The sequence below is a fragment of the Moorena producens 3L genome, from assembly GCF_000211815.1.
Taxonomy (GTDB): Bacteria; Cyanobacteriota; Cyanobacteriia; order Cyanobacteriales; family Coleofasciculaceae; genus Moorena; species Moorena producens.
On record NZ_GL890913.1, the window covers coordinates 1 to 1,277 of the forward strand.

The 1,277-nt window shown below is 43.3% G+C and carries 2 pseudogenes; both read left to right on the forward strand.

The features are described 5' to 3' along the window. Nucleotides 1-384 (forward strand): annotated as a pseudogene (locus LYNGBM3L_RS14440) (photosystem II q(b) protein); the annotation flags it as partial. Between the two features lie 605 nt (nt 385-989). Further along, nucleotides 990-1,277, forward strand: a pseudogene (locus LYNGBM3L_RS14445) (Photosystem Q(B) protein 1); the annotation flags it as partial.

Below are 1,277 nucleotides of genomic sequence, written 5' to 3' on the forward strand. Positions count from 1 at the left end.
AACTATGGTTACAAGTTCGGTCAAGAGGAAGAAACTTACAACATCGTTGCAGCTCATGGCTACTTCGGTCGTTTAATCTTCCAATACGCTTCCTTCAACAACAGCCGTTCCTTGCACTTCTTCTTGGGTGCATGGCCTGTAATCGGCATCTGGTTTACTGCACTGGGCATCAGCACCATGGCATTTAACCTGAATGGCTTCAACTTCAACCAGAGCATCATTGACTCACAAGGTCACGTGATCAACACCTGGGCTGATGTACTCAACCGTGCCAACTTAGGTTTCGAGGTCATGCACGAGCGTAACGCTCACAACTTCCCTCTAGACCTTGCTGCGGCTGAAGCTACTCCCGTAGCTTTGACTGCTCCAGTCATCAACGGTTAATCTCAACTTGGTATAATTTGCTAAGTTAAAACAAAGCGCTCTCCAGATGGGGAGCGCTTTTTGTTGAAGTCTGATCGATAACTTTGAGTGGTATTGGGGATATGATCGGCGCTTTGGGATACTTATAGCAGAAGTCAAAACTCAGAAGTCATTTGTCAGAAGTCAAACTCTTGCGCTTACTTAGGTTTGAGACTTTTGTCATGTCCTAACTGCCCTGGCGACTGCTATATATTGATTACCCAAACCAACGGGGTATTCCTAAGTCTAGTTTTGAGTGGTATTCCGAGTGTATTCAAAATAATTGGGTTCTAGTAGCGATCGCTATTTTGTATGCGATTGACCTTTGGTCACGCTTCGCGATCGCTATTTTGTATGCGTACGCTATTTTGGTTTACCTATTTTTGTTTTATTATCACATAAATCTTTATTTGTCAATACTTAACTAATATAACTTTTACTTATTTACATTATTTAATAACCTGAGGGGAAATTACTCTCAAAACCCTTTACAAAACTTTAGATATTGCTTAATATAAATACATGAAGGCACAAACAAGCCGGACGAACCTCGATAACTTCATATTCATACCCGCAATCATAAGAACATGACTACTGTATTACAGCAGAGCAACACCTCTGTGTGGTCTCAGTTCTGCAATTGGGTCACCTCTACCAACAACCGCCTCTATGTAGGTTGGTTTGGTGTATTAATGATCCCAACCCTGCTAGCTGCTACCACCTGCTTCATCATTGCTTTCATCGCTGCTCCTCCTGTGGACATCGATGGTATCCGCGAGCCGGTTGCTGGCTCCCTGATGTACGGAAACAACATCATCTCTGGTGCTGTTGTTCCTTCTTCTAACGCCATTGGCCTACACTTCTACCCAATCTGG